20 protein-coding genes, 1 other RNA gene and 1 pseudogene are annotated in these 23,315 nt (G+C 67.5%); 13 read left to right on the plus strand and 9 right to left on the minus strand.

The features are described from left to right. Positions 1-189: 189 nt before the first annotated feature. From IRZ30_RS00065 to IRZ30_RS00070, 3 genes and pseudogenes are all read left to right on the plus strand, one after another. Complete coding sequence (locus IRZ30_RS00065; protein ID WP_294081636.1) at positions 190-666, plus strand: EVE domain-containing protein; 477 nt, start codon at positions 190-192, stop codon at positions 664-666. Between the two features lie 129 nt (positions 667-795). Further along, positions 796-953, plus strand: a pseudogene (locus tag IRZ30_RS17125) (cyclase family protein); the annotation flags it as partial. Between the two features lie 51 nt (positions 954-1,004). Further along, a complete protein-coding gene (locus tag IRZ30_RS00070) occupies positions 1,005-1,220 on the plus strand; it encodes a hypothetical protein (RefSeq protein ID WP_294081638.1) in 216 nt (71 codons plus the stop codon). 216 nt (positions 1,221-1,436) lie between these two features. Here IRZ30_RS00070 and ssrA read toward each other — a convergent pair. Then, positions 1,437-1,789: a transfer-messenger RNA gene (gene ssrA / locus IRZ30_RS00075) on the minus strand. 30 nt (positions 1,790-1,819) lie between these two features. Further along, positions 1,820-2,302 (minus strand): SsrA-binding protein SmpB, encoded by a 483-nt coding sequence (smpB, locus tag IRZ30_RS00080; protein WP_294081640.1) that lies wholly within the window; start codon positions 2,300-2,302, stop codon positions 1,820-1,822. 88 nt (positions 2,303-2,390) lie between these two features. On the opposite strand from smpB, the gene IRZ30_RS00085 reads away from it, so the two are divergent. The 3 genes from IRZ30_RS00085 to aroA all read left to right on the plus strand — a co-directional run bounded on the left by IRZ30_RS00085 (position 2,391) and on the right by aroA (position 5,030). Continuing rightward, positions 2,391-3,158 (plus strand): class I SAM-dependent methyltransferase, encoded by a 768-nt coding sequence (locus tag IRZ30_RS00085; RefSeq protein ID WP_294081642.1) that lies wholly within the window; start codon positions 2,391-2,393, stop codon positions 3,156-3,158. 94 nt (positions 3,159-3,252) lie between these two features. Then, positions 3,253-3,708: a dTDP-4-dehydrorhamnose 3,5-epimerase family protein gene (locus IRZ30_RS00090; RefSeq protein WP_294081644.1), complete on the plus strand. Its 456-nt coding sequence runs from the start codon at positions 3,253-3,255 to the stop codon at positions 3,706-3,708. A gap of 14 nt (positions 3,709-3,722) precedes the next feature. After that, positions 3,723-5,030 carry a 3-phosphoshikimate 1-carboxyvinyltransferase gene (aroA, locus tag IRZ30_RS00095; protein WP_294081646.1) on the plus strand — a complete coding sequence of 436 codons (1,308 nt, stop codon included), beginning with the start codon at positions 3,723-3,725 and terminating at the stop codon, positions 5,028-5,030. Positions 5,031-5,170: 140 nt separating this feature from the next. Here aroA and aroC read toward each other — a convergent pair whose 3' ends face one another. From aroC to IRZ30_RS00110, 3 genes are read right to left on the minus strand one after another with little or no spacing between them, the layout of a single operon-like run. Next, positions 5,171-6,235: a chorismate synthase gene (aroC, locus tag IRZ30_RS00100; RefSeq protein WP_294081648.1), complete on the minus strand. Its 1,065-nt coding sequence runs from the start codon at positions 6,233-6,235 to the stop codon at positions 5,171-5,173. A gap of 27 nt (positions 6,236-6,262) precedes the next feature. Then, positions 6,263-7,156: a GNAT family N-acetyltransferase gene (locus IRZ30_RS00105; RefSeq protein ID WP_294081651.1), complete on the minus strand. Its 894-nt coding sequence runs from the start codon at positions 7,154-7,156 to the stop codon at positions 6,263-6,265. 19 nt (positions 7,157-7,175) lie between these two features. Continuing rightward, complete coding sequence (locus tag IRZ30_RS00110) at positions 7,176-8,915, minus strand: ABC transporter substrate-binding protein (protein WP_294081653.1); 1,740 nt, start codon at positions 8,913-8,915, stop codon at positions 7,176-7,178. A gap of 127 nt (positions 8,916-9,042) precedes the next feature. Here IRZ30_RS00110 and ggt point away from each other — a divergent pair, with 127 nt between their 5' ends. Next, the gene (gene ggt / locus IRZ30_RS00115) at positions 9,043-10,635 is read left to right on the plus strand and encodes a gamma-glutamyltransferase (protein ID WP_294081726.1); all 1,593 of its coding nucleotides are present in this window, start codon (positions 9,043-9,045) and stop codon (positions 10,633-10,635) included. 139 nt (positions 10,636-10,774) lie between these two features. Further along, a complete protein-coding gene (locus IRZ30_RS00120) occupies positions 10,775-12,115 on the plus strand; it encodes an Ig-like domain-containing protein (RefSeq protein WP_294081655.1) in 1,341 nt (446 codons plus the stop codon). 8 nt (positions 12,116-12,123) lie between these two features. Here the strand turns inward: IRZ30_RS00120 and IRZ30_RS00125 are convergent, their stop codons facing one another. The 3 genes from IRZ30_RS00125 to rfbB form a co-directional block, all read right to left on the minus strand. Continuing rightward, on the minus strand, positions 12,124-12,462 hold the full coding sequence (locus IRZ30_RS00125) for a hypothetical protein (RefSeq protein ID WP_294081657.1): 339 nt from the start codon (positions 12,460-12,462) through the stop codon (positions 12,124-12,126). A gap of 61 nt (positions 12,463-12,523) precedes the next feature. Further along, positions 12,524-13,234, minus strand: a complete 711-nt coding sequence (locus IRZ30_RS00130; protein ID WP_294081659.1) for a SpoIIE family protein phosphatase — start codon at positions 13,232-13,234, stop codon at positions 12,524-12,526. 5 nt (positions 13,235-13,239) lie between these two features. Beyond that, positions 13,240-14,277, minus strand: a complete 1,038-nt coding sequence (rfbB, locus tag IRZ30_RS00135) for a dTDP-glucose 4,6-dehydratase (RefSeq protein WP_294081661.1) — start codon at positions 14,275-14,277, stop codon at positions 13,240-13,242. 859 nt (positions 14,278-15,136) lie between these two features. On the opposite strand from rfbB, the gene IRZ30_RS00140 reads away from it, so the two are divergent. The 5 genes from IRZ30_RS00140 to IRZ30_RS00160 all read left to right on the plus strand — a co-directional run bounded on the left by IRZ30_RS00140 (position 15,137) and on the right by IRZ30_RS00160 (position 21,525). After that, positions 15,137-16,435 (plus strand): HD-GYP domain-containing protein, encoded by a 1,299-nt coding sequence (locus IRZ30_RS00140; RefSeq protein WP_294081662.1) that lies wholly within the window; start codon positions 15,137-15,139, stop codon positions 16,433-16,435. A gap of 105 nt (positions 16,436-16,540) precedes the next feature. Continuing rightward, positions 16,541-17,272: a tRNA (guanosine(37)-N1)-methyltransferase TrmD gene (gene trmD / locus IRZ30_RS00145; RefSeq protein WP_294081664.1), complete on the plus strand. Its 732-nt coding sequence runs from the start codon at positions 16,541-16,543 to the stop codon at positions 17,270-17,272. 93 nt (positions 17,273-17,365) lie between these two features. After that, positions 17,366-18,100: an ABC transporter ATP-binding protein gene (locus IRZ30_RS00150; protein WP_294081666.1), complete on the plus strand. Its 735-nt coding sequence runs from the start codon at positions 17,366-17,368 to the stop codon at positions 18,098-18,100. A gap of 94 nt (positions 18,101-18,194) precedes the next feature. Next, positions 18,195-20,537: an ABC transporter permease gene (locus tag IRZ30_RS00155; protein WP_294081667.1), complete on the plus strand. Its 2,343-nt coding sequence runs from the start codon at positions 18,195-18,197 to the stop codon at positions 20,535-20,537. Then, complete coding sequence (locus IRZ30_RS00160; RefSeq protein WP_294081669.1) at positions 20,530-21,525, plus strand: efflux RND transporter periplasmic adaptor subunit; 996 nt, start codon at positions 20,530-20,532, stop codon at positions 21,523-21,525. Before IRZ30_RS00155 ends, IRZ30_RS00160 begins: the two co-directional genes overlap by 8 nt. 170 nt (positions 21,526-21,695) lie before the next feature. Here IRZ30_RS00160 and IRZ30_RS00165 read toward each other — a convergent pair whose 3' ends face one another. After that, on the minus strand, positions 21,696-22,841 hold the full coding sequence (locus tag IRZ30_RS00165) for an epoxide hydrolase family protein (RefSeq protein WP_294081670.1): 1,146 nt from the start codon (positions 22,839-22,841) through the stop codon (positions 21,696-21,698). Positions 22,842-23,315: the final 474 nt, after the last annotated feature.

Here is a 23,315-nt window from a genome sequence, read left to right on the forward strand (position 1 = left end):
GCCCACACTCCTCTGGTGATGACACTCGCTAGTGTCAGTATGCAGGACACCGGGAGGCACCGCAACCGCCGTAGCGAAACGGCCCTGCCCGCACTGGACGCTGCCGCGGCTCACCGCATTCGTACGCACCCATTCATGGACAGCTATGGCATAATCCGGGGCAGGACGCAACGAGAGGAGAGATTCGTCATGGCCGAACCGAACTACTGGATCATCGTCGGTTCCCCCGAAAACTTCGCCACAACTAGGGCGCACGGGTTCACCATCCAGGGAATCAAGAGCCGCCACCGCAAGAAGGCCGAGCAAATGCGCCCGGGCGACAAGTTCATCTACTACGTTACCGGCGTAAAGGCGTTCGCCGCGATCGCCACCGTGACCTCGGAATACTTCGAGGACCACACCATCATCTGGAAGAGCAGCAACCCGAAGAAGAAGGACGAGGACTACCCGTATCGCGTCAAAATCGAGCCGGACATCGTCCTCCCCGAGGATCAGTATCTCCCCGCCGAGGAGATTGCCCGCGGCATGGAGCATGTCCAGAAGTGGCCGGCCGAGAATTGGACGCTCGCCTTCCAGGGCAACGTCCACAAGATCAACCAGCACGACTACGAACTGGTCCGCGCCGCGCTGGCTGAGGCCGCCACCGCCGCGGCCCCGGCGGACTGACGCATCCCCGCAATGCACGTAAACACAGGGCGCGGTCGGGAGAAACCGCGCCCTGTCTTCATCGACCCGATCCTTCCTCACCTGGGAACTATCCCACCTCGTCAGTCTCGGCTCTACGTACCCTGCGCCGACTTCGCCACCCACGTCACCGTGCTCGGCGCCGGGAAGTACGGCGTTGAGAACCTGGCCAACCTGGGTACAATCCCGCCGAAGGGCGCGACGATCGTCGTTGGCGCGCCCAGCATGTCGGTGCCTCCGGCGGCCCCACCCGTGTCTTCGCCATTTTCCCAGGGCGGGATGAGGAACGGAGAGCAACGACCGGAGCGAGAGGAGATTCCATGGGGTACTGCCCGCGTTGCGGCGAGAACTCGGCCTTCGGGGCTTCGGAACCGGGGAAGCGCGACCTGCGCCCCAGGGCGCTGCGGATCCCGGCCGGCTCGCGCATCGTCAACCTGCCGTCCGACGTGCAGGACGGCCAGGTCATTCAATACGGCGGCAGCCGCTTCCGCGTCCGCCGCGAAGGCAACGACTACCTCATGGAGATCGCGGAGTAGCGACTGCCGCCGATCGCTCCGGCTCGCGAAGCGGTAAGCCGCGCGGACATCGACGCGCCCCGACAAGGAGTGCCGACCGATCGTTGGGGCAACCACCAGCGAGCGGTCCGTTGCCGCTCCGGGCGACGCGACAGTGGCAGCGTGGGGGCGGTGGATTCGCGCGGCTCACCGAGAGCTGAATATGACGAAGGCCGGGCGCGACGCCCGGCCTTTCCTCGGTGGAGATGGGGGGAATCGAACCCCCGTCCAGAACCTTCAGCCGAAGATCTACTACAAGCTTAGTCGGTGTTTTGGATCCCGCGCCGAACCCCCACCGACAGGGTTTCGTCGCGGTAGTCGGATGGTCTTAGGCTGATCCTATCCGACACTCGGACCAGCAGCACCCCGGCCTTGTGGCGCCCACTCCCAACCCGCCGGGGTGGGGTCGGGGTGGACGTCGCCGCTAGTTAATTACGCGGCGAGAGCGTAAGACTCGTTGCCGTTTATGGCTTTGCCCCTTTTTACGAGTCCCGGGGCGACCTCGGCTTGCAATCCTCGCGCCTACGGCCCTGTCGAAACCAGACATCCCCGTCAGTGCGCAGAAAAGTATACCATGCGAGCTAACGCTGCCGCAACGCGCGCTCCATCTCGCGACGGGCATCCCGCTCGGCCATCGCCTCGCGCTTGTCGTACGTCTTCTTGCCGCGTGCCACGCCGATGTCCACCTTCGCCAGACCCTTGCGCAGCACCAGCCGCAGCGGCACCAGCGTGTACCCCTTCGCCTCGACGCGGTTCCTCAGGTAGTTGAGCTCGTTGCGGTGCACCAGCAGCTTGCGCGGGCGGTCCGGGTCGTGCTGGAAGTACCCGCCCGCATGCTCGTACGGCGAGATGTGCATCCCGATCAGCCACAGCTCGCCGTTCTCGATTCGCGCGTAGGCGTCGCGCAGGTTCACCCGCCCGGCACGGATTGACTTGATCTCCGTCCCGGTCAGGGCGATGCCCGCCTCGAGCTCCTCTTCGATGTGGTAGTCGTGGTACGCCTTCCGGTTCGTGGCGACGACCTTCTCGCCCCCACTCGCCGCCGGCGCCTTCGCCTTCGCCATAGCGTCTCAGTCTACCATCGCGGCGCCGATTCTCCCAGGTTTGAAGCCGGTTTGCCGCCCGCGTTGAGTGCTCCGTACAATCTCGGGCATGGAAGACGCGTACGCGCTTATCGCGCCCTTCTATGACCTCGAGTTCGACGAGTTCGACGCCGACGTCGAACTCTACCTGGGCTACGCCGACTACGTCGGCTCCCCCGTGCTCGAACTCGGCTGCGGCACCGGTCGGCTCCTCTTGCCGCTCGCCAAAGCCGGTCTCCAGGTTCACGGCATCGACAATTCCCCCGCGATGATCGCCCGTGCCCGAGCGCGGCTGGAGGAGGCCGGGATCTCCGGCGTCGAGCTGCGCATCGACGACATGACCGACTTGAGCGCCTACCCCGCCGACCACTTCCGCATGGTCTTCGCCGCGATCAACTCGTTCCTCCACCTCGAAACCCGCGAGCGACAGTTGACCGCGCTCGCGGAGGTGCACCGGGTGCTTCACCCGGACGGCATCCTCATCCTCGACCTTTTCCATCCCACCCCCGCCCTCCTCCACGCCATGGAGGACGGCCTGCGGGTGGACGGCCAGTGGCCGCTCCCCGGCGGTGGGCGAGTCGACCGGTTCAGCACGCGCCGCGTCTACCCCGCCGAGCAGCGGATCGAGACGACCCTCTACTACGACCACACCGAGCCCGGTGGCGCGGTCCGCCGGACGGTCACCAGCTACACGATGCGCTACATCCACCGCTTTGAGATGGAGGGACTGCTCGATCAGGCCGGCTTCGTGCTGGAAGGGGTCTACGGCTCGTACGAGCTCGACCCTTTCGACGACGACTCCGCCATCATGCTCTTCGTCGCCCACCGGCGGCCGTAAGGCCACCCTTTGCTATAATCGGCGCGCCGCGCGCCGCTGCGAGTAATCCCCGCGCGGCATCGCTTGCGATACCTGAGGAGAGGGAGGACCGGTCGTGATCCACGGCGTCGAGGTCAAGCGGCTCATCACGCACGCGGACGAGCGCGGGGCGTTGACCGAGCTGATCCGCCGCGACGACCCGTTCTTCGAGCAGTTCGGACAGTGCTACGTCTCGGTGAGCTACCCGGGTGTGATCCGCGGCTGGCACTACCACAAGAAGCAGACCGACTACTTCACCTGCGTCAAGGGAATGATCAAGGTCCCGCTCTACGACATCCGGGAGGACTCGCCGACCTACGGTGAGCTGAACGAGTTCTTCATCGGCGACGACAACCGCATCGTCGTGAAGATCCCCGCCGGGGTGCTCCACGGCTTCAAGAACATCGGTCACGAGCCGTGCTATCTACTCAACTTCCCGACCGAGCCCTACAACCCGGACGATCCCGACGAATACCGGATTCCCTGGAACTCGCCCGACATCCCGTACAACTGGGATATCCAGTTCAAGTAGATCGGACCGCGAGCGTGGCGCAGTCGCCCCGGTACCCCGACGAGATCGAGATCCAACCGGTGCGCGCACCGGTCGACGCCGAGGTCGCGGTGCCCGGGTCGAAGAGCGACACCAACCGTGCGCTTCCGATCGCTGCCCTCGCGGACGGCACCTCGGTCATCCGCGGTGCGCTCTTCAGCGACGACACGCACTACATGGCCGAGGCGCTCAACGCGCTTGGGATCCGGGTCTCCGCCTCGCCGGAGGACCGCACCTTCACGGTGGCCGGCGCCGGTGGCACGATCCCCGCGCCGTCGGCATCGCTCTTCATCGGCAACTCGGGGACGACCGCCCGCTTCCTGACCGCGCTCCTCGCGCTCGGCCGCGGAGAGTACGTCCTCGACGGCGTCGAACGGATGCGCCAGCGCCCCATCCAGCCGCTCCTCGACGCGCTTCGGCAGCTCGGCGTCGACGCCGTGTCGATCCACGGAACCGGCTGCCCGCCGGTCCGGGTCCGCGCGGATGGACTCCGCGGCGGGCACACGCGGCTCGATGGCCGCGAGAGCAGCCAGTTCCTCAGCGCGCTGCTCATGGTCGGTCCCTGCACGAGGGACGGCCTGACCATCGACATTGAGGGTGATCTCGTGTCGAAACCCTATGTCGACCTCACCGCGTCGACGATGGCCGCCTTCGGCGCGACGTTGACCAATGAGGGCTACCGCCGCTTTGTCGTGCCCGGCGGACAGGGTTACCGGGCCATCGAGTACCAGGTCGAACCGGACGCTTCGGCAGCCTCCTACTTCTTCGCCCTCGCGGCGGTCACGGGAGGACGCGTGCGCGTGCCCGGCCTCGGGAGCCGGTCACAGCAGGGTGACCTGCGCTTCGTCGGGGTCTTAGAGCGAATGGGCTGCACGGTCGAGATGACCGCCGACGCCACCGAGGTGCGCGGCCCGAAGCGCCTCGCGGGCATCGAGGTGGACATGAACGCCATCTCGGACACGGCGCAGACGCTCGCCGCGATCGCGCCGCTCGCGTCGGGGCCGGTCGCCATCCGCAACGTGGCTCACATCCGTGCCAAGGAGACGGACCGGATCGCCGCCGTCGTCGCGGAGTTGCGCCGCCTCGGCGTGCGCGTCGAGGAGATGCCGGACGGTCTCGTGGTCTACCCCGGCGCCGTCCGGCCCGGCCGGGTGGAGACGTACGACGACCACCGCATGGCGATGAGCTTCGCCATCCTGGGCTGCGCCACCCCGGGCATCCGCATCGCCGACCCCGGCTGCGTCGCCAAGACCTTCCCCGAATTCTGGGACACGCTCGCCGCCGCTACCGCGGGGGCGCGGTAGGCAGTCACACGTCATATGTCATCCGTCATGCGACTTGCGTGTTGCGTGTTCCGTGATCCGTGCTGCTCCCCTCTCCCCTGGTGAGAGAGGGGCCGGGGGTGAGGGGGACGGATGACGCATGACGCATGACGCATGACGCCTCACACCCGCGCCATTCGATTCCACAGATACAGGTCCGCCAAGACCAGGCACATCATCGCCTCGGCCACCGGCACGACACGCGGGCAGATCGACGGATCGTGCCGCCCCTCGACCAGGATCTCGCGCTCGTTGCCGTGGATGTCGACCGTGCGCTGCGGCTGAGACACCGAGGAAGTCGGCTTGACTGCGAGGCGCACGACGATCTGCTCACCGTTAGAGATCCCACCGAGCATGCCGCCAGCGTGGTTCGAGTAGGTGCGCACCCGGCCGTTCTCGATGTAGAACTCATCGTTGTGCTGCTTGCCGGTCATGAGGAAGGCGCCGAACCCCTCGCCGATCTCGACGCCCTTGACGGCCGGGATACTGAACATCGCCTGCCCGAGCAGCGCGTCGAGCTTGTCAGCCGTCGGCTCGCCCAGTCCCGGCGGCACGTTATCCGCGCGCACCTCTACGAGCCCGCCGAGGCTGTCTTTCGCCTCTTTCGCCTCGAGGATGGCCTGCACCATCTTCTCCGCGGCGACCGGGTCGGGGCAGCGCACCGGGTTTCGGTCGATCTCATCCCGGTCGAACGTCTCCATCTTGATCGTGTGCAGTTGCCGCACGAAGCCGTACACCTCGACCCCGATGGTGCGCAGCAGTGCCCGCGCCACGGCACCGGCAGCGACGCGGCCCCACGTCTCCCGCGCGCTCGACCGCCCGCCGCCACGGTGGTCACGGTGGCCGTACTTGGCCCAATAGGTGTAGTCGGCGTGCCCCGGTCGGAAGAGATCCCGAATCGCCTCGTACTTGCTGGAGTCGACGTCGGCGTTGTAGGTGATGAGCGAGATCGGGGCCCCGGTCGTGCGGCCCTCGAAGACACCGGAGAGGATCTGCACCCGATCCTTCTCCTGCCGCGGCGAGGTGACCTGGCTCTGCCCCACTCGGCGGCGATCGAGATCGCGCTGGATGAGCTCCTCGCTGATCTCCAACCCCGCCGGGCAGCCGTCGATCACCGCGCCGAGCGCCGGTCCGTGCGACTCACCCCAGGTTGTGACCCGGAACATGCGGCCATATGTGCTCGCCATTCTGCTCTCTCCCCCGCACCGGTGCCGTCACATGTCACCGCGTGGGCCGGTCCACCGGCCCCACAGGCGGTAGTCATGACTCATCGTACGCCGGAACCCGTAGCGCTCGTAGAGCCGTCGGCTCACTGAGTTTCGTGCCTGGGTGCTCAGGCCGATGCGGCGCGCGCCCTTCCCCGCCAGCACCGCAACGGCAAAGTCGAGCGAGCGCCACCCGTATCCCCGGCCCTGCCGGTCCGGCGCGACGGCGATCCGGTCCAAATGCCCCCAGTTCCCGCCGCGGAACCGGGTCACCCCGACATAGCTGACGACCGCGCCGCTGGCGTCCCGGCCCAGGTAAATCTCGACCCCTGCTGAGTGCAGGTAGTTCTCGAACTCACCTTCGCTGTTCCACCATAGCCAGGGGAACGCAGCGTGGTCGAGCTCCAGCAAGGCGTCACGCCGCGCTCGATCCTCCGGCAAGACCCGCTCGAACCGCAAGTCCCCCAGCGCGGGCTCAATGCGGCGCACCGGTGACAGCTCGTAGACGAGGATCTCTTCCAGCAGCTCGAACCCGGCGGAGTCGTAGAACGCCCGGTGGCGCGTCTCGAGATGCTCGCTCATCAGCACCAGCCGTTTGCCGGTCTCCGTCGCCACCTGCACCAGCGACTCCAGGAGGGGCACCGAGTTTGCCCCGCCCGCTAGCTCAAGGACGCCGACGATCTCGGGCCGGTGACGCCACGGCCCGCCGATGATGTACTCGCCCGTGCTGGGGATCCAGAGGCTCAGTCCCGGATACTCCCGCAGGTGCTCCTCAAGGTCGTGCACCTGGAATCGGCTCGACCACCCGAGCCGGAGCCGGCGCGACTCGTCGCTACTGAGCGGGACGATGCGCGGCGCCTCGATGCGGCCTCGCCGCGCGTCCGCTTGCCACGATTCGGTCATTGACGTCTCGCGCCCCGCACTACAACGTCATCCAGACGGTTTCCAGGCCAAGGATACCCAGTGGGGTAAGCGTCATGCCATGGACGTACGGCTTGATCAGGGTAAGAGACGCCTCGGCATACAACGGCACTACCACCGCGTCGTCAATGATCGTCTGCTGCACCTGCTGGAAGAGCGCAGCGCGTCGCTCCGGATCGGTCTCGCCGCGCGCTTCATCGAGCAGCCGGTCCACCTCCGGGTTGCGGTAGCCAATCGGATTGTCGGGACTGGTCGAGTAAAACAGCGCCCGCAAGAACGTGTCAGGGTCCGGAAAGTCAGCGACCCAGGTGAGCGACGTCGCCGGCATCTCGCGAGTCCCCAGTTCGTTGATGTAGTCCGTGAAGTCCAACTGGAGCACCTCCACCGGGAGCCCAAGATCCCGCTGGTACACCTGTTTCATCGCGACCGGCGCCTGGGCTCCCGTAGTGTAGATCGACACCGTCGGCCGCTCGCTACCGACGGCGCGATCAAGCAGCGCCCGCGCCGCCTCCGGGTCGTACGCCGGGACCTCCGCGGGCCAGTCACGCCCGAGCAGCCCGGGCGGCAGGATGCCGTCCACCGGTGTCACGTGCCCGTCGTAGGTGACGGTGGCGATCTTGTGGCGGTCGAATCCCTGGAGCAGCGCCCGCCGCAAGTCCGGGTTGTCCAACGGTGGCACATTCGGGTTGAACAACACGTAGCTCACCGCAAAAAGGGGCTGGACGTGCAACTCCTCACGGAGCGGGCTGTTCGGCGCCTGCAAGCGATCGATCTCGAACAGGCCAACGTCGGCCACATCGACCTCGCCCTGCTCGTACATCGCGACCGGTTGCAGCGCCTCGGTCCCGATCAGGATGACCACCCGCTCCAGCGTGGGCGGGTTCGGCGTGTAGCCAGGGTGCGCCTCCAGCACGATGCGCTCCTGCTCCCGCCACTCGGCTAGGTTGAACGGCCCGCTCCCGTTCGGCTTCTTCCACCAGTTACCATCGTTGCGGGCGTTCTCGCGGTCCACAACGTAGCCCGGTGTCGCCGCCAGCTTCAGCAGGAAGTTCGTGGTCGGGTGCTCCAGCGTGATGCGCACCGTCCCCTGGTCCAGCACCTCCACGCCGCGGAGCGAGTCAGCGCGTCCGGCCAGCCGGTCGGCCGCGCCCGCGATGTCTGCCAGGTACGTCCCCGCGGGCAGCGTCTCCCCGTGCCCCCCTGCCAGCGCGGGATCCGTCGCCCGTTCCAACGAGTAGCGCACGTCCTCGGCAGTGATCCGCCGGCCGTTTGCGAACGTGATGTCCTCCCAGAGGAAGAACGTGTAGGTGAGCCCATCCGGGCTGATTTCGATCCGCCGCGCGAGGTCCGGGACCGGCTGCAATTGTTCATCCAGCCGAACCAGCCCCCGAAAGATCTGCCGCGTCACGAAGGCCGACTCGGTGTCCCGGACGAGAGCCGGGTCGAGCGTTGCTGGCCCGTCCGGCGATCCGATCATTGTCAGGGTCTGTTCCCCGCTCGGGTCGGCGACCGTCGCGGGCGGTGGCGCCTCCAGGACGGTTCCCACCTCGCCGCCACCGGTGCCCGGTGATTCCGTCCCCGCCCCAGCCGAACCCGGCTCAGTCGGCCGCACCGTAGGCGTCGCCTTGTCCCTCCCGAGGATCGATGCGCGACAACTCGCGAGCAGCACCGAGAGCCCCAGCAGCAGGGCTCGCCGGCTCACTCGCACATGGCTGAGGGTTGTCGTGTCGTCGGACGGCATCCACGCTCCTCGCTACATCAGCGACAGTGTAGCAAGCGGCCACACCGCGGAACATCGAATCGTGCTACCATCGCGCCCATCCGACGGCACACGGGACGCGCTGAGAGGAGACGGTCCATTGAAGGGCATGGTCGTCGCACCGCAACCGCTCGCGGTGGAAGAGGGTGTCAAGGTCCTTCGGCGTGGGGGCAACGCCTTCGATGCCGCCGTGACGGCGGCATTCGTCCAGATGGTGATCGATCCGCAGATGTGTGGCGTGGCCGGGTTCGGCGTCGCCAACCTCCGCGCGGCGGACGGGCGACACGAGGTGATCGACTTCAACGGCACCGCCGGCTCACGGGTCACGCCCGAGATGTGGAAGGACATCGTCATCGAGCAGGACTGGACGGGCTACGGCTACCACGTCCAGGGAGCGGTCAACGATGTCGGCTACGGCTCGATCATGACGCCTGGCACGGTCGCGGGCATGGCCGAGACGTTGCGCCGCTTCGGCACGATCTCCTGGGCCGATGCGCTGGCACCGGCGATCCGCATCGCTGAGGAGGGGTTCCCCGTCACCCCCGAACTGTGGCGGCTCTGGAACCAGCCGGCACCTCCAGGTCGGATCGCGATGCGGGAGCGCCTCAAAGCGACCGAGGCGAGCCGGAGGATCTACTTCCGCGACGACACCGAGACGCTGCGACCCGGTGAGTTGCTGCGCAACCCGGACTACGCCCAGGTACTGCGCCGCCTGGCGGAGGCCGGGCCGGAGGACTTCTACACCGGCGAGATCGCCGCTCGCATGGCCGAAGATCTTGAGCGGAACGGCGCGTTCGTCACGGCCGACGATCTTGCCAGCTACCGGGTGCAGGTTCAGGCGCCGCTGACCACGACCTACCGCGGCTACACGGTCCACACCAACAACCTGGCCGGCGGCGGCCTGTGTCTGGTGCAGATCCTCCACATCCTGGAGCACCGCGACATCGTGTCACTGGGTCTAAACAGTGTGGAGTACATCGACTTCGTCGCGCGGGCGATGCAGGCCGGATTCCACGACTGGTACACCTACGGCGCCGATCCCCGGTTCGTCGACGTGCCGGTCGACTGGCTCCTGTCCCGGGAGCGCGCGGCGGAGTGGTTCGCCCGCATCCGTGACCGGGAGCCGATCACCGTCCCGCTCTATCCGGAGCCAGCGTCGACAACGCACATCACGGTGGTCGACGCCGACGGCAACTGCGCGGCGATCACCCATTCCCTCGGGAACTCCAGCGGCGTCGTGACGCCCGGCCTGGGCTTCACGTACAACAACATCATGAACGCGGCGAACCCCATCCCCGGCCGGCCGAACTCGATCGCGCCGGGGAAGGCGCGGCTCACCGGGATGTGCCCCACCATCGTCCTCCAAGGAGACGAGCCCGTGCTCGTCCTCGGCGCCCCAGGCGGGACGCGAATCATCACCGGCGTGCTTCAGGTGCTGCTCAACGTGATCGACCACGGGCTCGGACCGGTGGAGGCGGTTTCCGCCCCGCGGTTCGACGCCCAGAGCCACCGGCTCGACTGTGAGACGCGCATTCCGTCCTGGGTCAAGGAGGAGTTGGGCCGACGCGGGTTCCAGATCGTGCCGAACCCGGCAGCGTACTGGACCTTCCCGCTGGTCCAGGCCGTAACCCGCGACCCGGTGACCGGCGCGCTCCAGGGCGGCGCCGATCCACGACTCGGTGGGGCGGCGATGAGCGCCTGAGAGGTGGTCGTTTCCGCGCCCTGGCAGCCATCTTGCGTACTCTTGCGGTGCTCAGTGGGTTGGCACGCGCGATCAACCACACCCACTGCCAACCCACACCATCCAACCGCTCTGACCCCAAGACGGGGGAGTACGCAGGATGCGTCGGCCCTGGCGGGATGATCCCGGCAATCTCGCTGCTCCGTCGTTGGTGCGCCCCGAGCCGGAGCGCACGCCGGCCCATCCCCGCTTCCTGCGTCCACCCCGCTACGCTCGGGCTGCCACGACCGGCTGGGAGGGTTCCGCGGCGGCGCGCGCCATCGTCGCGCTGGTCGTCACCTTCGTCCTGGTTCTCCTGGTCTACCTCCTCAGCCTGTCGTCACGGCCCGTCATCTCCAACCTCGCCCCGCGGCCCAACTCGGAGACACCCCCGGGCCCGGTCACGATCAAGGCAACGGTCAATTCCAACGCCCAGCCGATCCAAAGGGTGGTCATGACGATCGACGGCTCCCTCGTGGAGCCGGCCGTCATCGTCCAGAACGACCACGTCTGGGTCGTCACCTTCACCGCCGTGCTGCGGCGCGGGAAGCACGAGGTGCGGGTCGAGATGATCGACGAGGCCGGCAAGCGCAACGGCCACGCCTGGTCCTTTACCGCGGCAGGCCCACGGCTCGCACCAACCGTGACCTTCGCCGGTCCAGCCCCCGGAGACAGCCTTCCCGACGGCCTCATCCGCATCGCAGCCGAAGTCATCAGCGAGGGTGACGTTGTGCGCGCCGAGCTGCGCCTCAACGACGAAACCATTCCCACGTTCCTGACGCCGGACCCAGAATCAGCGACGCGTGCCCAGGGAGCACGCGCCGCAAAGACCTGGACGCTCTTCGCCGAGCCGACGCTCGCGCCCGGCTCGTATACAGCGCGCATCATCGTGGAAGACGTCTACGGCTCCACCACAGAAGAGGTCATGAAGTTCGCCGTGGTGGACGATCCGGCCGAGGCGTCGGCGCGCTTCGTCGCCGAGACGGGGCAGTACATGCGCAACCCGTTCAAAGCCTTCTGGGAAGCGCACGACGGCGCCACCATTTTCGGCCGCCCTCTCAGTCCGGAGTTCGTCGACGATCGCGGCATCACCGTTCAGTATTACGAGCGCGCGCGCCTCGAGCAGGCACCCGATGGCACGGTCATCTTGGGACTGCTCGGCCGGGAGGCACTGCCGGCCGACACCGAGCCGGTCGAGGCCCCAAACAACCCCGCCGTCCGCTATTTTCCTGAGACCGGCCACACGCTTGCTGGAAAGTTCCGAGAGTTCTGGGAGCAGCACGGAGGGATCCCGATCTTCGGATTCCCGATCACGGAGGAGATGGACGAGGCCGGTGTTCGGGTGCAGTACTTCGAGCGGGCGCGGTTGGAGTTGCGCCCGAACAGCGACGGCACCGGCATGGAGGTCAAGATCACCCCACTGGGTGAGCAAATGTGGCGACAGCGACGCGGTGGCCAGTGAGTGAGGGGTCACGCTCGCGACTGAATCGCCGCAAGGATGGTGCGCACGGTGTCGTCTACCGTGAGCGCTCCCGTGTCGACCGTCACAGTGGCGTGGGCACGGGCATCCGCCAGCCGATCGCGCTGCGTGCGGTACAGCCACTCGGGCCACGCCGGACCACGGCGCCGGCGTATCGTCTCCAGGTCCGCCTCCAGCACCACCAGATGGTCAGGGCGCGACCGTCTCCACAGGTCCGGAATAATCGAGTGCTCCTGCGCGACGACGTACGCGTCGTACCCCGCCTGGCGCAATGCATCGACGATCGTTGTCTTTCCCGATGCGCAGACGCCGACCACCGCAATCCGCATCGCGATCCCTCGATCCATCGTGGCCGCCGGGCACCGGGCCACGGCGACGAGCGGTAGCGGCTCAGCCAAGCGGCACCGTCAAGGCCATGCGGCGGATCGGTTCAGCCCGCTCGACCTGGCGTAGTCGCAATACCACCACGGTCATGTCGTCCCCGGCCCGGCCCTGGTCTGCCCCCAATGCAGCTTCGAGGAACTGGTCGGCGACTACCTGAGCAGGCGTCTCCGGACCGACCACCCGGACGCCGGTCGCAAGGAAATCCAGCGGCTGGCCCCGCCGCCCACCGGCGCCGATGATGCCATCACTGACCACGATCACCGTCAGGCCCGGCTCCGCCGGATACTCAAGTACGCGGGGACGGGTGTGCCGGTAGATCCCGATCCGGCCGCCGGACTCCGAGATCTGCGCGAACTCGCCGTTCCGCCCGAGCAGCATCGGCACCTCACTGTTGCGGGTGACTAGCACCGAGCGCGAGGCGAGGTCGACCGAAAGGATGTCCAGCGCAGCCGACACCTTGCCGTCTCGCATCGCATAGAGGAAGTCATGCGCAGCCCGAGCAGCCGCACCGTCCCGCACGCCCTCATTGAGCAGCCGCACCGCCGCCCCGGCGACGAGCAGGCTCAGCCGCTTGGCACCGGCGCCGCTCCCCTGCCCATCGACCAGCACGGCTGAGAATCCGCCGCCCGGTCGCTCGACCAGCTCAACGGTGTCGCCGCTCTCACGGGTGCCGAACTTGTGCGTCTTGGCAACTGCCAGCTCGATCGCGACCGGCATGGGCGTCACCGGTTGTCTGGCGTCTTGAGGACGGCGCGTGAGCCGTAGTTCCGCCCGTAGTACTCGGCGAAGGCCGCGTCGCGTAGCGGCTCCCACCAATCCCGGCGCTGCCGGTACCACTCGACAGTGTCGCGCAGGCCCTGCTCGAAGGGCACCTGCGGCCGCCAGCCGAGCGCGCGCAACTTCCCGGTTGCCAGGGCGTAGCGCCGGTCATGGCCCAGGCGATCCTCGACGTGCTGGATCAAGTCGTGCGGCTGCCCGAGGAGATCGAGGATCTGCCGCGCGACGTCGAGGTTCCGTCGAGGATTGCCCCCTCCGATGTTGTACGCCTCGCCTGGCTTCCCGCGGAGCAGCACCGTCTCGATCCCCGCGCAGTGGTCAAGGACGTGGATCCAGTCGCGCACCTGGAGTCCGTCGCCGTAAATCGGCAATGGCCGGCCCTCCATCGCGTTGGTGATCATCAGGGGGATGAACTTTTCAGGGTACTGGTAGGGTCCATACGTGTTCGACCCGCGGGTGATGGTCGCCGGAACCCCGTGAGTCGCCACGGCCGCGAGAACCATCATCTCCCCCCCGGCCTTGCTCGCCGAGTAGGGGCTCCGCGGCCGGAGCGGATCCTCCTCGCGGGACTCCCCGACCGGGACGTCCCCGTAGACCTCGTCCGTGCTGACGTGGACGAAGTGGCGCACCCCGTGTTCGCGCGCCGCCTCAAGCAGGACATGCGTCCCGACCACGTTCGTGCGTAGGAAGTCGTCTGCATCCAGCAGCGAGCGGTCGACGTGGGTCTCCGCGGCGAAGTTCACCACGGCGTCGCAGTCGCGCATCGCCGCCGCGACATCGGCACGGTCGCAGATATCGGCGTGAACGAAGCGGAAACCGGGATGTCCCTCGACGTCGGCCAGGTTCGCCCGGTTCCCGGCGTAGGTCAACTTGTCGTACACCGTGACCCGCGGCACGCCGCGCTCCAGGAGGTAGCGGACAAAGTTGCTGCCGATGAACCCCGCGCCGCCGGTGACGAGCACATGCCGCAGATCGTGTCGCACGTTCCTTCTCCCCACCCAATACATAGCTGGAGCGTGTCGCTGCGCGAGAGCCTAGCAAACCCGCCGCCCGCGGGCAACGCACCGGTACGGCATAGTCCATTGGTACCGGAGTGTCGGGAGACAAGTATTGACAGGGGAGTGCGAGAGTCCTATACTCGGACCAGGACGAAAGTAATACCTGTAGGCGCCAGCGTTCAGAAACGGAACGGAATGACTGGATGTCAACTCTAGTCATCGGCGCCGGCGGGTGGAGGCCCGAGTCACGGAAGGAGCTCACCCGTGAAGTGGAAGAACTTCCGCTGGAAGTAGTAGTCGCGAACTCTCCAGGTGTGCCGTCATCAGCGAAGAAGGAGACAAGGGCCATGAAGAATTTCCGCTGGAAGTAGCAATCAAGGACTCCACATCTGTGAGGGCGTCCAAGGAAGACCGACGCACTCATGGAGTGGAAGAACTCTCGCTGGAAGTCGAGACACCGTTTCGCGGGGTCTGCCGCGCGGGCAGCCAAGGCTGGTCGGACGACCGATTCGAGTCTGGTTGCCCGCGCGTCTTTTTCGACACAGGAATGCCGGTGGTGACCAGGTGACCCAGCAGCGAGACAGTGCGACGGGGCCTCACTGGCTATCCCGCAGGCTGGCCCTCCCCGCCCGACAACCGGTAGCAACGAATCAGTACGAACACAGTACTTTCAGACCCCGCAGGGTCGGTACTCTTGCGCCGACATGTGACCCTCTCGGTGCCCGAGACAGCGAGAATCGACTGTTATAATGCCAGAGACCGTGGAGGGAACCGCCCGGTTTGGCGCGTGGGGAGTGAACGTGCGCCACCAGCGGGCGGCCGAGAGGGATCGGGCTTCGGGACCGTGCAACCAGTCGATCGGGTTCGCAACGCTGTCATCGGGCTCGTCGCCGTCACCGTGACGGTGCTCCTCGTCCTGGGCCCGCTCGCCCAGCGGCCACCGCTGACCTTGGAGACGTTCTTCGTCGCTGTCGTCCTCGTCGGCCTCATCATCTTCGCTGACTTCTTCGACATCGAACTGCCGCTCTCGTCCGTTCGCATCACCGTCTCGGTTTCATCTGCCCTCTGCTTCGCGGCCGCGCTGTCGCTCGGCCCCATCGTCGGCGCGCTGATCGCTGGCGGGGCGGGGCTCTTCGTGGAGCTGGTGGACCGGCGGCCGACCATCAAGCTGCTCACCAACGTCAGCAACTACACACTCGCCACCTTCGTCGCCGGTTGGGCCTACAGCGCGCTGGCCGACCCCACCCGCTCACCGATCGGCACCTGGAGCAATGTGACCGTGACGATCGGCGCGGCCGCCGTCTACACGACGATCGAGTCCGGGGTCATGGCGGTCATCCTCTCGCGCGCCGTCGGCACTTCACCCTGGCAGATGTGGCGCGCCAGCGCCTACGGGGTCATCCTGGAGTGGATCACGCTGCCGACGCTCGGCAGCTTGATCCCGGTCCTCGAGCGCGAGAGCCCGCTCGCCCTCATCGTCGCCGCCGTTCCCCTCGTCGGGCCGTACCTGGCCTTCCGCAGCTATCGGCAGATCCACGAGGAGACGCAGAAGACGATCGAGATGCTGGCCGATACGCTGGATCGGCGCGATCCCTATACCTCCGAGCACTCCAAGCGGGTCGCCGCCTACGTCGAAGCGATCCTGGAGCACATGGATAACGTCCCCCTCGAAGAGGCCGAGCGCATCATCGCCGCCGCCCGGATTCACGACCTGGGCAAGGTCAGCACGCCGGACGCGACCTTGATGAAGCCGGACAAGCTCACCCCGGAGGAACGCCGGGCGATCGAGAAGCACGCCGCCGAAGGCGCGGCGATCCTGAGCAACCTGACCATGTACCGCACGGTCGCCCACATCGTCCGGCACCACCACGAGCGCTGGGACGGCACGGGGTACCCCGACGGCCTGGCAGGAGAGGAAATCCCCTTCGGCTCGCGGGTCATCGCCGTGGCCGACACCTACGACGCCATGACCTCAGATCGAACGTACCGCCGCGCGCTTCCTCACCATGTCGCGATGGCCGAGCTACGTCGCTGCGCCGGGACCCAGTTCGACCCTGAGGTGGTCCGCGCCTTCGAGCGCGCCATGAGCGCCGCGCCTGCTGTCCGCCAGTGCCCGACGCTGGCGCCCGAAGCGAACCACTGACGGTGCCCGGAGCGGCACAACTCACCCGCCTTCCGGCATAATCAAGGACGGCACGGCCGCGGCCGGCGACGACGGTACTCGCCTCATCGGCACGAAGGACGCAGGGTGCGCTTCGACGTCTTCACCATCTTTCCCGGGATCTTTGATGGCCCGCTCGACGAGAGCATCCTGAAGCGTGCGCGCGAGCGCGGGCTGATCTCCGTCCACCTCCACGACATCCGGGACTGGGCCACCGATCGCCACCGCTCGGTCGACGACTACCCCTACGGCGGAGGCCCGGGGATGGTCATGATGGCACCTCCCATCGTGAGCGCCGTCGAGACCGTGCTCGGCGACGAGATCGACACGACCCCGATCATCGCGCTCTCAGCGTCCGGCGAGCCCTTCAACCAGGCTGTCGCCGCGGAGCTGGCGCAGCACCCGCGCCTCGCCCTCATCTGCGGTCGGTACGAGGGGATTGACGAACGTGTCCATCTCATCCTCCGAACGCGCCAGCTCTCGATCGGCGACTACGTGCTGACCGGCGGCGAGCTCGCCGCTGCGGTCATGATCGACGTCATCGCCCGGCTCGTCCCCGGCGTGATCGACCCGGAGTCGCTGCAGGAGGAGTCCTTCACCAGCGGCTTGCTCGAGTACCCGCAATACACCAGACCGCCCGAATACCGCGGGCTCACCGTCCCGGAGATCCTCCTGAGCGGGCATCACGCGCGCATCGCGGAATGGCGCCGCCAGCAGTCCCTCTGCCGGACCCGCGCGCTGCGCCCTGATCTTCTGGAACGGGCCAACCTCACCCCGGCCGACCTGCGCCTGCTCGAACAGTGCCCGGACGAGAGCTAGCGGATCGGGCACCCTCACGGACTCCGCGCCCCAACGGCTGAGCCAAACCCGCTGCTCTAGCCTGCTGCCGCACGAGCGGGCACAATTGCAGGCATGACGGCGCCCATCATTCACCTGACCGGTGTGACCAAGGAGTATCAAGCAGGACGACGTGCCATCCAGGCCCTCCGCGGTGTGGACCTGATCGTCGAGCCCGGCGAGTGGGTGACGATCCTCGGCCCCTCCGGCTGCGGCAAGTCCACACTGCTCAACATCCTCTCCGGGATCGACCGCGCCAGCGGCGGGTCGGTCGAAGTGGCCGGGGTGGACCTGCGCAGCCTGAGCGAGGAGGAGTTGGCGCGCTGGCGCGGTCGGCACGTCGGGATCATCTTCCAGTTCTTCCAACTGATGCCCACGCTGACCGCGCTCGAGAATGTCCTTCTGCCTATGGAGCTGGTCGGTCAGCGGCCACAGCGCGACCTCGCCCGTGAGCTCCTGGAACGTGTCGGCGTCGGCCATCTCGCCGACCACCTCCCCAACGAGCTCTCAGGCGGCGAGCAGCAGCGCGTGGCGATCGCCCGCGCGCTCGCCAACGACCCGCCGTTACTCCTGGCCGACGAGCCCACCGGCAACCTCGACAGCGCGTCGGGCGCTCGGGTGCTCTCCCTGCTGGCCGAGATGTGGAAGTCAGGGAAGACGCTGGTGCTCGTCACCCATGACCGCAGCATCGCCTCCTGCGGCTCGCGCGTGATTGAGATGCGGGACGGTCGCATCGTGGCCGACCGCCGCGTCGCCGAGACGGTTCCCCACGCCGCGGCGCCCGACGTTGCGGCCAGCGGGGACGCTTAACCACCACCGCAGCGATCCGGCCGGAACCCTGGTAAGCTACCGTCGGCGCGGCCGCGCGCCGCCGGTGGTGATGGTGGCCTCGGGAAGCGAGTCGATGCGACTCCTGTTGACCAAGGCACTCCGCGATATCCAGCGGCGTCCCCTCCGGACGCTCCTGACGACGCTCGGCGTGCTCCTGGGCGTCGCCGGGGTCGTCGCCATCTCCTACACCGGGCGCAGCCTGGCCGACGCCCAGCGTGAGACGTACGCCAACACCCGCCAGCCGGACATCACCGCCTTCGCGGCGCAGCTCTCACCGACGCTGGTCGACCTAATCGGGCGCCGGGACAACGTCGTCGCCGTTGATACGCAGGCGGTCCAGATCACCCGCGCCAGCACCGGCGACCGCTGGGTCAACACCCGCCTGGTCGGGGTGGCAGATTTCACCAACATGCGGCTCGACGCGGTGCAACTCGTCTCCGGCCGCTTCCCCGGTCCCGGCGAGATCGCCTTCGACGCCAGCGCCACCAAGCTGATCGATGTGGAGGTCGGTGACCTCGTCGCGCTCCAGCCGACGCCGGCCTCCCCGATCAACTACGCCCGCGTCAGCGGCTTCGTGCGCGCCCCGGCCACCATCGACGCCTCGATTCTCAACCAGGCCACGGCCTACATGCCGGCTCGCGACGTGCGCCAGATCCTGGGGCGACGTTACGACAACTACCTGCTGGTCCGCGTGGCCGAACCCCAGCGCGCCTCGGAGACCGCCGACCAGATCCGCGCCTTTCTCGACAAGCGTGGCGTCACGTCGAGCAATTTCACCGTTCGCGACCCGAACGTGTTCACCGGAAGTCGCGAGCTGGGCACGCTGCTCCTCCTGCTGGAAGTGTTCTCGGTCGTCGGGGCCCTGCTCAGCACGTTCCTGGTGGCCAACACCATCGCCGCCATCATGGTCGAGGAGACCCGGCAGGTCGGCATCATCAAAGCGCTCGGCGGCACACGCTGGGCGGCGATGCGCCCGTACCTCTTCTTCGCCCTCACCATCGGCATCACGGGCGCCGTTCTCGGCTGGGTCATCGGCTTGGTCGGTGGGCAGTTATTGACGGGCTATCTCGCCGGGCTGGCGGGCCTGGTGTTGCCAGGCTTCAGCCCGGCGTTGCGCGAGCTGGTCCTGGCGCTCCTGGTCGGGATCGGCGTCACGCTCGGCGCAGCCGTCCTCCCGGCCGCCCTGGCGACTCGTCAGGCGGTCGCGGAACTCCTGGCGCAGCGCGGCGTCGTCGCCGACTTCCACCGCGGCATCACCCAGAGTCTGACCGGCTCCCTCGCCCGCGTCGGCATCGTGGCGACCATGGGCCTGCGCAACCTCGCACGCCGACCGGCGCGGGCCTGGGTGACCCTCACCGTCGTGGCGGTGGCCGTGGCCGCCTTCCTCGGCACCCAGGCAGTGAGCCGCTCCGTGACCCTGACGGTCGACCACCTCTACGACCTCTACGGCGCCGACGGCTGGATCTTCTTCAACCGCCCGGTGCGCCCGGAGTTCGCGACCACCCTTGAGCAACACCCGGACGTGCGGCAAGCCGAGCCCTGGGCGAACGCCACCGCGTCCATTGGGTCGGTACGAACCGACGTCTGGGGCATGCCGCGCAACACCGACATCTACACCCCGCGTGTCATCGCGGGAACCTGGCTGCGCCCGGCCAACCCAACCGGCGCGGTGCTGACGAGCAACCTCGCCCGCGCCATCGGCGCATCAGTCGGCGACGTCCTCACCCTGGATATCGGGGATCGATCCAGCCTCGTTCAGGTGCTCGGTATCGTGGACGACGAGAGCACCTACCTGGGAGCGGCGACGACCGGGAAAGTCTTCCTCGACGTCGCGGATGCTCAGCGCATCATCGGCTCAGGCGGCCGGGCCACGGTCTTCGCCCTCACACTCCAGTCCTCCCAACCCGCCGCCGTCGATGCGAGCCTGACCCGGCTGGAGGAGAGGTTCCGCCAGTACGCCCCAGTGACGCTGGCGATGTATCAAGATCAGGCTAGCTCGCGGCGGGCCATTGACATCCTGACGGTGATGCTGAACGCCATGGTGATCATCGTCAGCGCGGTCGGGCTGGCGGGGATTGTCAACACCCTGCTCATCAACCTCACCGAGCGGCGCCGGGAGTACGGCATCCTCCGCGCGATCGGCGCCACCGGGCGTCACCTCGTGCGTCTGGTCATGTCGGAGGCGCTCGGGCTGACGGCTGCCGGCTGCGCGGTCGGCGTTGCGGTGGGATACCCGCTGGCGCGCTATCTGGTGCATCTGACCGGTACCCAGCTCTTCGGGCTGGAGTTCCACCTGGGCCCGGTCACCATCGCCGCCACCATCCTGGTCGCGCTCATCGCCACGGCCGCGGTGAGCACCGCGCCCGGGTTGTTGGCTTCTCGCATTCGACCGATACAGGTGCTGCGCTATGAATAGACGACCGGTTCGACGGCTCATCCTCGTTGTGGTGGGGGTGCTGGTGGTTGCCGCGGTGGTCGCCGGGTTCCTGCTGGCAACCCGCCCCGAGCCACAAACCGCCGTCGTCGAGCGAGGCAGCCTGGAGGCGACGATTGAGACCGTCGGCCGCCTCGTGCCGCGCAATTCGATCACGGTCCGCAGCCCGGTCAGCGGCAAGGTCCAAATCGTTGCCGTCTCCCCCGGCGACGCGGTGGAAGAAGGCGACGTTCTCGTCCAGCTCGACCCCAAGCCGTTCGAGGAGGCGATCCGCCGCGCCGAGGAACAGGTGGACGCCGCCGAGGCCGCGCTGAACCTCGCCGAGCAGCGAGCCGGCGACAACCCGTCCCCCGAGCAGCTCGCGGCCCGGCTCACGGCCGAGCAGCAGCTTCGCGACGCTCAGCGTGCCCTCGACGACGCCCGCGCGGCGCGCGACGCAGCGATGATCCTGGCCCCACGCGCCGGGACGGTGCTCCAGGTGCAGACGGCCGAAGGTGCCCCGTTGGGGACAGGCGCCGAAGTGGCCCAGATCGCCGACCTGAACGACCTCGAACTCCAGGTCGACCTCGACGAAATCGACCTGCCGCACGTCCCACCCGACGCGCCGGTGACCTTCACTCTGGACGCCTACCCCAGCGACGAGATCGAGGGACGCCTGGAACGGATCTCGCCCACGGCCGAGACGAGCGGCGGAACTACGACGTTCCGCGCTACCGTGCGCTTCACCCTCCCCGAGGGGCTGGTAGCCCGTCCGGGCATGAACGCTGATGTCTCGATCAAGACCGCCGTCCGCTCCGACGTGCTCCTGATCCCCGAGAGCGCGCTTCGCACCGTGGGACGCCGCACCTTCGTGACCGTCCTCGTGGACGGCCAGGAGCAGGAGCGAGAGATCCGGATCGGCCTCCGAAGCGGCGGCATGGTCGAGGTCGCGTCCGGGTTGACCGAGGGCGAGCGGGTGGTCATTCCCTAGCAGCGGCCTGACGCACCCGCGTCAGGCGACAACCGGGAGCGCCCACCGCGTCCCCGGTGATGACCGGTGTCCTGAACCCTCGCGACGGTGTCATCCTTCGACTCCCGCCGCGGACGGCGGAGTCGAAGCATCTCGCTCTCGAACCGCCGCCCGCCTCTGTCCGCGATCAATCACCGTAACCCGCGGAAAAAGCCACGGATGTCCTCGACCATTAGATCGGGTGCCAGATACGCGGCGTAGTGGCCGCCGGGTACGTCGTAGGTGTGCCACTGCACCAGATTGGCGTGGTCGCGCTCGGCGAACCGCCGGATCGACTTGAAGTCGCCCTCGAAGGCTGCCAGGCCGATCGGCACGGTGGTCGGCCCGCTCGCGGACCTGCCTTTGGCGTCCTCGTAGTACAGGCGGATCGACGACCCGCCGGTGTTCGTGAACCAGTAGATGGCAACGTTCGTGAGGACGAAGTCGTCGTCGAGGTTCTGCAACACGTCCGTGCCCAGCAGTTGCCCGTTCCAGCCCAGCAACCCGGTCGGCGAATCCGCCAGCGCGTGCGCGAGCGTCTGCGGCTGCTGCGAGTGCAACTGGTTGAACGCGAACTTGTTCTCGAAGAACCACTGGAGGACCTGCATCGCGGCCACGTCCTCCTCCGACAGATCCTCGAACTCGGCCGGTTCGCCCATCGGGAGCGCGAAGATCTGCGTCACGTGAACACCGGCGACGAGGTCCCCGTCGACCCGCCCCAGCTCGGGCGAGATGATGGAGCCGGCGTCGTTGCCATGGGCGCCGTAGCGGGTATAGCCGAGGCGCTTCATCAGCTCCGCCCAGGCCCTGGAGATGCGCACCGAGGTCCATCCCGTGTCCCTGGTCGGACCCGAGAAGCCGAAACCGGGCAGCGATGGGATGACCACGTCGAACGCGTCGCGCGGGTCACCGCCGTGCGCGCGGGGATTGATGAGCGGGTCGATGATTCGGATGAACTCCACCACAGAGCCGGGCCAGCCGTGCGTGAGGATCAACGGGAACGCGTCCGGCTCGGGCGAGCGAACGTGCAGGAAGTGAATACGCTGCCCGTCGATCTCCGTCACAAACTGCGGATACCGGTTGAGTCGCTCCTCCCACGCCCGCCAGTCGTACCCGTCCAACCAGTACTCAACCAGCCGTTGCACGTGGCTGCGAGGCACGCCATACCCCCACCCCACACCAGGCAGCTCGTCGGTCCAACGGGAACGCCTCAGGCGTGTCTTGAGGTCGTCCAGATCTTCCTCGGGAATCGCGATCGTGAAGGGCCGGAGAGCGGTGTCGTCGGTCGCGCGAGCCATCGGAGTCTCCTTCCGCCACCCGGCACGCGCCCTCCGCACCGGCTGGATGATGCCGATCCACTCGATCACGGACACCGAGCGACCAGCGGTGGATTGCGGTCCCGCATTGGACGCGACCGCGCGAATTCGCGGTCATTCCACGGTTGGCCGACAATGACGATGCTCAGCAGGTACCCTGCCATACTCGGACATTAGACAGCCTCTCAATTTAGAGACGCGCAAGGATAGCAGCCTGATGTCGGGGACGCAACCGTGAGCCGGCGCCATCAGGCACAGCCCGTGCACCACGCAGGTCACCCCACTGGACCGAACGAGCCCGCGTGCCGTCCGGACGATCGCGTATGCGTGCGCTTGTTCGGGCCAAACGGCCAGACGGAGCAGGTACGGGCGTACCGAGTGCGAGACGGACGGGCACTAGCCAACGTGACCATTGCCCTAGTGCCTCCGCGCCACGCCGTCCGTACCCTACAGGCG

It is taken from the genome of Sphaerobacter sp. (genome assembly GCF_019683595.1).
In the GTDB taxonomy this organism is placed as follows: Bacteria; Chloroflexota; Chloroflexia; order Thermomicrobiales; family Thermomicrobiaceae; genus Sphaerobacter.

What these genes read in the sequence shown, in the direction of transcription:
- IRZ30_RS00065 (WP_294081636.1), top strand. Translation starts at nt 190, where the DNA reads ATGGCCGAACCGAACTACTGGATCATCGTCGGTTCCCCCGAAAACTTC.
- IRZ30_RS00070 (WP_294081638.1), top strand. Translation starts at nt 1,005, where the DNA reads ATGGGGTACTGCCCGCGTTGCGGCGAGAACTCGGCCTTCGGGGCTTCG.
- smpB (WP_294081640.1), bottom strand. Translation starts at nt 2,302, where the DNA reads ATGGCGAAGGCGAAGGCGCCGGCGGCGAGTGGGGGCGAGAAGGTCGTC.
- IRZ30_RS00085 (WP_294081642.1), top strand. Translation starts at nt 2,391, where the DNA reads ATGGAAGACGCGTACGCGCTTATCGCGCCCTTCTATGACCTCGAGTTC.
- aroC (WP_294081648.1), bottom strand. Translation starts at nt 6,235, where the DNA reads ATGGCGAGCACATATGGCCGCATGTTCCGGGTCACAACCTGGGGTGAG.
- IRZ30_RS00105 (WP_294081651.1), bottom strand. Translation starts at nt 7,156, where the DNA reads ATGACCGAATCGTGGCAAGCGGACGCGCGGCGAGGCCGCATCGAGGCG.
- IRZ30_RS00110 (WP_294081653.1), bottom strand. Translation starts at nt 8,915, where the DNA reads ATGCCGTCCGACGACACGACAACCCTCAGCCATGTGCGAGTGAGCCGG.
- ggt (WP_294081726.1), top strand. Translation starts at nt 9,043, where the DNA reads ATGGTCGTCGCACCGCAACCGCTCGCGGTGGAAGAGGGTGTCAAGGTC.
- IRZ30_RS00120 (WP_294081655.1), top strand. Translation starts at nt 10,775, where the DNA reads ATGCGTCGGCCCTGGCGGGATGATCCCGGCAATCTCGCTGCTCCGTCG.
- IRZ30_RS00125 (WP_294081657.1), bottom strand. Translation starts at nt 12,462, where the DNA reads ATGCGGATTGCGGTGGTCGGCGTCTGCGCATCGGGAAAGACAACGATC.
- IRZ30_RS00130 (WP_294081659.1), bottom strand. Translation starts at nt 13,234, where the DNA reads ATGCCGGTCGCGATCGAGCTGGCAGTTGCCAAGACGCACAAGTTCGGC.
- IRZ30_RS00150 (WP_294081666.1), top strand. Translation starts at nt 17,366, where the DNA reads ATGACGGCGCCCATCATTCACCTGACCGGTGTGACCAAGGAGTATCAA.
- IRZ30_RS00155 (WP_294081667.1), top strand. Translation starts at nt 18,195, where the DNA reads ATGCGACTCCTGTTGACCAAGGCACTCCGCGATATCCAGCGGCGTCCC.
- IRZ30_RS00160 (WP_294081669.1), top strand. Translation starts at nt 20,530, where the DNA reads ATGAATAGACGACCGGTTCGACGGCTCATCCTCGTTGTGGTGGGGGTG.
- IRZ30_RS00165 (WP_294081670.1), bottom strand. Translation starts at nt 22,841, where the DNA reads ATGGCTCGCGCGACCGACGACACCGCTCTCCGGCCCTTCACGATCGCG.